This is a genomic window from Pseudomonas sp. NPDC087598, assembly GCF_044743525.1.
In the GTDB taxonomy this organism is placed as follows: Bacteria; Pseudomonadota; Gammaproteobacteria; order Pseudomonadales; family Pseudomonadaceae; genus Aquipseudomonas.
Map to the genome: position 1 here is coordinate 1 of NZ_JBIUWQ010000118.1, position 5,510 is coordinate 5,510.

Annotated in this window: 4 protein-coding genes and 1 pseudogene; 2 read left to right on the forward strand and 3 right to left on the reverse strand. The window is 59.8% G+C overall.

Features of this window, described 5'->3' with window-relative positions:
• Positions 1-56: 56 nt before the first annotated feature.
• The 3 genes and pseudogenes from ACIOWE_RS29610 to ACIOWE_RS29620 form a co-directional block, all read right to left on the reverse strand.
• Positions 57-884: pseudogene (locus ACIOWE_RS29610) on the reverse strand (FAD-dependent oxidoreductase); the annotation flags it as partial.
• A gap of 20 nt (positions 885-904) precedes the next feature.
• Positions 905-2,158 (reverse strand): serine hydroxymethyltransferase, encoded by a 1,254-nt coding sequence (gene glyA, locus ACIOWE_RS29615; RefSeq protein WP_401398492.1) that lies wholly within the window; start codon positions 2,156-2,158, stop codon positions 905-907.
• 273 nt (positions 2,159-2,431) lie between these two features.
• Positions 2,432-3,142: a TraX family protein gene (locus tag ACIOWE_RS29620; RefSeq protein ID WP_401398494.1), complete on the reverse strand. Its 711-nt coding sequence runs from the start codon at positions 3,140-3,142 to the stop codon at positions 2,432-2,434.
• Between the two features lie 127 nt (positions 3,143-3,269).
• On the opposite strand from ACIOWE_RS29620, the gene ACIOWE_RS29625 reads away from it, so the two are divergent.
• Both ACIOWE_RS29625 and ACIOWE_RS29630 read left to right on the forward strand, forming a co-directional pair.
• Positions 3,270-4,310, forward strand: a complete 1,041-nt coding sequence (locus ACIOWE_RS29625) for a low specificity L-threonine aldolase (protein ID WP_401398496.1) — start codon at positions 3,270-3,272, stop codon at positions 4,308-4,310.
• Positions 4,311-4,588: 278 nt separating this feature from the next.
• The gene (locus tag ACIOWE_RS29630; protein WP_401398498.1) at positions 4,589-5,413 is read left to right on the forward strand and encodes an SDR family oxidoreductase; all 825 of its coding nucleotides are present in this window, start codon (positions 4,589-4,591) and stop codon (positions 5,411-5,413) included.
• The last annotated feature ends 97 nt before the right edge of the window (positions 5,414-5,510 follow it).

The following is a 5,510-nucleotide window of genomic DNA, read 5'->3' on the forward strand; positions in this document are numbered from 1 at the left end:
AATAAAACCACATACCACATGTCCTACAGTCACATGAAAACATACACGTCCTAGTACAAGATCACGATGTCGAAAATCGGTTTGATCGGCTCGGACACCAACGCTTGCAGCGGGTGGGATTCGATCGGCAGGCGGAAACCGGCAAGCTTGGCCATGTGCCCGGAGTTACCGGCAGTGACCACACCGACGCGCTTGGCGCCGATGAAACCCTTGTTGGTTTCAACGCCGATGCACACGCCGTTTTCCTTGCGGAAACCGATCACCTCAGTCTGCTGGATCAAGTCCACGCCCAAGGCGTCGGCGGCACGGGCAAAGCCCCAGGCCACGGCATCGTGACGGGCGACGCCGCCGCGACGCTGAACAGTTGCGCCCATCACCGGGTAGCGGGTGTTTTTCGAGCAGTCGAGGTACGGGATTTCGTCCGCGACTTGCTTGGCGTTGAGCAACTCACCATCGACGCCGTTGAGGCGGTTGGCGCTGACCCGACGCTCGGAGTCACGAATGTCCTGCAGGGTGTGGCACAGGTTGTAGACACCGCGCTGGGAGAACATCACGTTGTAGTTGAGGTCTTGCGACAGGCCTTCCCACAATTTCATCGCGTGTTCATAGAGGTGCGCCGACTCATCCCACAGGTAGTTGGAACGTACGATGGTGGTGTTGCGCGCGGTGTTACCGCCGCCCAGCCAGCCTTTCTCGACCACGGCAACGTTGGTGATGCCGTGCTCTTTCGCCAGATAGTAAGCAGTCGCCAGACCGTGCCCACCGCCGCCGACGATGACCACGTCGTAGACCTTTTTCGGGGTTGGCGTGCGCCACATGCGCTGCCAGTTTTCGTGGTGGCTGAGCGAGTGTTTGAAGAGGCCGAAGCCCGAATAGCGTTGCATAGTCGTTACTCCAAAACCGCTCAGCGATAAACCGGGAAGTCTGCGCACAGGGCCGAAACCTGCTGGGCAACATTGGCCTCGACATCGGCATCACCGAGGTTGTCGAGGATGTCGCAGATCCAGCCGGCCAGCTCCACACATTGGGTCACTTTGAAGCCGCGAGTGGTCACCGCCGGGGTGCCGATGCGCAGGCCGGAAGTGACGAACGGCGACTGCGGGTCGTTCGGCACGGCGTTCTTGTTGACGGTGATGTGCGCACGGCCAAGGGCGGCGTCGGCATCTTTGCCGGTCAGGCCCTGACGGATCAGGCTGACCAGGAACAAGTGGTTGTCGGTGCCGCCGGACACTACATCGTAGCCACGTTTGATAAACACGCTCGCCATCGCCTGAGCGTTGTCGATCACTTGTTGCTGATAAGCCTTGAAGCCTGGCTCCAGCGCTTCTTTGAAGCACACGGCTTTACCGGCGATGACGTGCATCAGCGGGCCGCCCTGAGCGCCGGGGAACACCGCCGCATTGAGCTTCTTCTCGATCTCTTCGTTGGACTTGGCCAGGATCAGCCCGCCACGTGGGCCGCGCAGGGTTTTGTGCGTGGTGGTGGTGACCACGTCGGCGTACGGCAGCGGATTCGGGTAGAGGCCAGCGGCAACCAGACCGGCGACGTGGGCCATGTCGACGAACAGCAACGCGCCAACCTTGTCGGCGATCTGACGGAAGCGCGGGAAGTCCAGAGTCTTCGAGTAGGCGGAGAAACCGGCGACGATCATTTTCGGTTTGCACTCGACGGCCAGACGCTCGACTTCGTCGTAATCGATCAAACCGGTGTCGGTGTTGATGCCGTACTGCACGGCGTTGTAGAGCTTGCCCGAGGACGACACTTTGGCACCGTGGGTCAGGTGACCGCCGTGAGCCAGGCTCATGCCGAGGATGGTGTCGCCCGGCTGGATCAGCGCCAGGTAAACAGCACTGTTGGCCGAAGAACCGGAGTGCGGCTGGACGTTGGCGTAATCGGCGCCGAACAGTTGCTTGGCGCGTTCGATGGCCAGCGCTTCGACTTTATCGACGTGCTCGCAGCCACCGTAGTAGCGCTTGCCCGGATAGCCTTCGGCGTATTTGTTGGTCAGGCCGCTGCCTTGCGCTTCCATCACGCGCTTGCTGGTGTAGTTCTCTGACGCGATCAGCTCGATGTGATCTTCCTGGCGTTGCTCCTCGGCATTCATCGCCGCCAGCAGTGCATCGTCGTAACCCTGGATCTGGTCTTGCTTGCTGAACATCGCGTCTCTCCCAGCGGCATCTGTGCGCCATTCGTCTCGGTAAGGCACCGGCAATCACGGCAGTGCCCTTTGATGCCGATGGTATGACCGGCGCAGACAGCTCAAATGCCTACGGACGCCACGCAAAGGTGCGTTTACGACATGGCAGGAAATGCCCTCTTTCGAAACGGCGTAGATCCCTGTGGGAGCGAGCCTGCTCGCGAAGAGGCCGGCACTTCCAACATTGAAGTTGCCTGACAGACCGTTTTCGCGAGCAGGCTCGCTCCCACAGGGTTATGTGTATGCCGCGCGGACGGCGAGCAACAGGAGAAAATGCGCGGGGTAGAGGGCGTAGGCCCAGCGTTGCATCGGCGGAGCCTGAAGATGTCGCGCATGTCGCAACAGGAACATTCCGAGCAGTGGCGCAATCAGGCATGTCGCAATGCCGAAGATCGCCACCTCATTGCCGAATTGTGCCGATTCGAACAGCGTCTGCCATTGGTTCGCCGCCAGACACACCAACCCCGGCAGCAGGCTGAAATACCATCGACGGCGGAACACCAGCAGCATCGCCAACGGCAACAACACACCAAAAACGCCAAACATCAGTCGCTCCAAGAACAGCGCCGCCAGCAGCAGACTGACGCCGCCGAGCAGTCGCGAAGCCAATGTCCGATCCTGCCAGCCCCGCGCCACCAACAGCCCCAACGCCAGCGTCGGCATCACATTCAACGTATCGGGATCAGGAATGTACAAGCGGTAAGGAATTTCGCTCACAACGCTGAACAGCAACAGCCAGCCGAGATAACGCCATTCGGTTTTCTGCGCCCCGGCCCGAGAAAGATTCGCCGCCATTGCCAGACAAAACCAAGGGAACGCGAAACGTCCTGGTACATACAGCCAATCGGCGCTGATCCCGACATATCTCAGGTGATCGAGCAACATGTTCAGCAGTGCCAGCCACTTGAGCAGATCCAGTGCGCCGTCACGTTTACTCAGGTGCATAATCGGCCCGTGTCCTTGTACAGTTCTGACAGCGACATCCCGTGTGCTCCCCGGAAGATCTTCGGTAAAGTGCGCACCATCATTGACCAACGAGGCGCCACAAGCGTTTCGATCACGGAAGCCGGCCATGACCGACAAGAGCCAACAATTCGCCAGCGACAACTATTCCGGTATCTGCCCTGAAGCCTGGGCTGCCATGGAACAGGCCAACCACGGCCACCAACGCGCCTATGGCGACGATGAATGGACCGCACGCGCGTCTGATCATTTCCGCCAACTGTTCGAAACCGACTGCGAAGTGTTCTTCGCCTTCAACGGCACCGCCGCCAACTCGCTCGCGCTGTCGTCGCTGTGCCAGAGTTACCACAGCGTGATCTGCTCGGAAACCGCCCACGTCGAAACCGACGAATGCGGCGCTCCGGAGTTCTTCTCCAACGGTTCGAAACTGCTGATCGCCCGTACCGAAAACGGCAAGATCACCCCCGAGTCGATCCGCGAAGTCGCCCTCAAGCGCCAGGACATTCACTACCCGAAACCACGCGTGGTGACCCTGACCCAAGCCACCGAAGTCGGCAGCGTCTACACCCCGGAAGAAGTTCGCGCCATCAGCGCCACCTGCAAGGAACTGGGCCTGCACCTGCACATGGACGGCGCACGTTTCTCCAACGCCTGCGCATTCCTTGGCTGCTCGCCAGCCGACCTGACCTGGAAGGCCGGCGTCGACGTGCTGTGCTTCGGCGGCACCAAGAACGGCATGGCCGTCGGTGAAGCGATTCTGTTCTTCAACCACAAACTGGCCGAAGACTTCGACTACCGCTGCAAACAGGCCGGGCAACTGGCCTCGAAAATGCGCTTCCTGTCGGCACCGTGGGTCGGCATTCTCGAAACCGACGCCTGGCTCAAATACGCCCGCCACGCCAACCACTGCGCGCAACTGCTGGCAGAGCTGGTCAGCGACATTCCGGGTGTCGAGTTGATGTTCCCGGTGCAGGCCAACGGCGTGTTCCTGCAACTGTCGGAACCAGCGATTGCCGCGTTGACCGCCAAAAACTGGCGTTTCTACACCTTCATCGGCAAGGGCGGCGCCCGCTTCATGTGCTCGTGGGACACCGAAGAAGAACGCGTACGCGAACTGGCCCGCGACATCCGCGAAGTCATGTCTGCCTGATTCCCTGGCAAATGAACGCCTGGATGAGGGGATCTCCTGTAATGAGGTAATCCCCTGTGGCGAGGGAGCTTGCTCCCGCTGGGCTGCGTAGCAGCCCCAAAACCTGAGCCCGCAGTTTTCCAGACAGGTTGCATGGCTGGATTTACGACTGCTGCGCAGCCGAGCGGGAGCAAGCTCCCTCGCCACAAAGTCCAAAACCCATCTCAGTCGCGTCAGCTCCTTGGTCTACATTGTTTGTCGAGCCCTCCGCTCACATAACAATAAGCAGGAGCATCGGCATGTCGTTACAAGGCAAAACCCTGTTCATCACCGGCGCCAGCCGTGGCATTGGTCGTGAGATTGCGCTGCGTGCCGCCCAGGACGGGGCCAATATCGTGATTGCGGCGAAGAGTGCCGAACCCCACGCTAAACTGCCCGGCACCATCCATAGCGTCGCCACCGAAGTCGAAGCGGCGGGCGGCAAGGCCTTGGCGCTGCAAGTGGATGTACGCGATGAAGACGCCGTGCGTCAGGCGCTGGCTCAGGCCAACGAGCATTTCGGCGCCATCGACGCGCTGGTCAATAACGCAGGGGCGATCAAGCTCACCGGCGTGCAACATATCGAACTCAAGCGTTTCGACCTGATGCATCAGATCAACACCCGCGCGGTGTTGCTGTGTAGCCAGGCCGCTCTGCCCTATCTGAAAAAATCCGCCGGACACATCCTTAACCTGTCACCGCCGTTGAATCTGGCGAACAAGTGGTTCGCCCAATACAGCCCCTACACCGTGACCAAATACGGCATGAGCATGCTGACGCTGGGGATGAGCGAGGAGTTCGCCAACTACGGCATCAGCGTCAACTCGCTGTGGCCGCAGACGATGATTGCCACGGCGGCGATCGAGTTTCAGTTGGGTAATCGGGATTCGTTCAAGCACGCGCGTACGCCGGCAATCATGGCGGATGCGGCGCATGTGATTTTGAGTAGTAGCGGACGGCAGATCAGCGGGCGGTTGTTGATTGATGAGGAGATTCTGCGCGAGAGCGGCGTAACCGAATTCGATCATTACCGCTTTGATCGAGAAAGCGACGCGGCGTTGATGCCGGATTTGTTCGTTGACTGAAAAGCCCCTCACCCTAACCCTCTCCCTGTATGTACCGGACACATGGTGGACAGGTGTTCGGACACATGGTGGACACTTTTTAATAGACACATTGCTC

Excerpts from the sequence above, each read along its gene's own strand:
- glyA (WP_401398492.1), bottom strand. The coding sequence starts at position 2,158 with ATGTTCAGCAAGCAAGACCAGATCCAGGGTTACGACGATGCACTGCTG.
- ACIOWE_RS29620 (WP_401398494.1), bottom strand. The coding sequence starts at position 3,142 with ATGCACCTGAGTAAACGTGACGGCGCACTGGATCTGCTCAAGTGGCTG.
- ACIOWE_RS29625 (WP_401398496.1), top strand. The coding sequence starts at position 3,270 with ATGACCGACAAGAGCCAACAATTCGCCAGCGACAACTATTCCGGTATC.
- ACIOWE_RS29630 (WP_401398498.1), top strand. The coding sequence starts at position 4,589 with ATGTCGTTACAAGGCAAAACCCTGTTCATCACCGGCGCCAGCCGTGGC.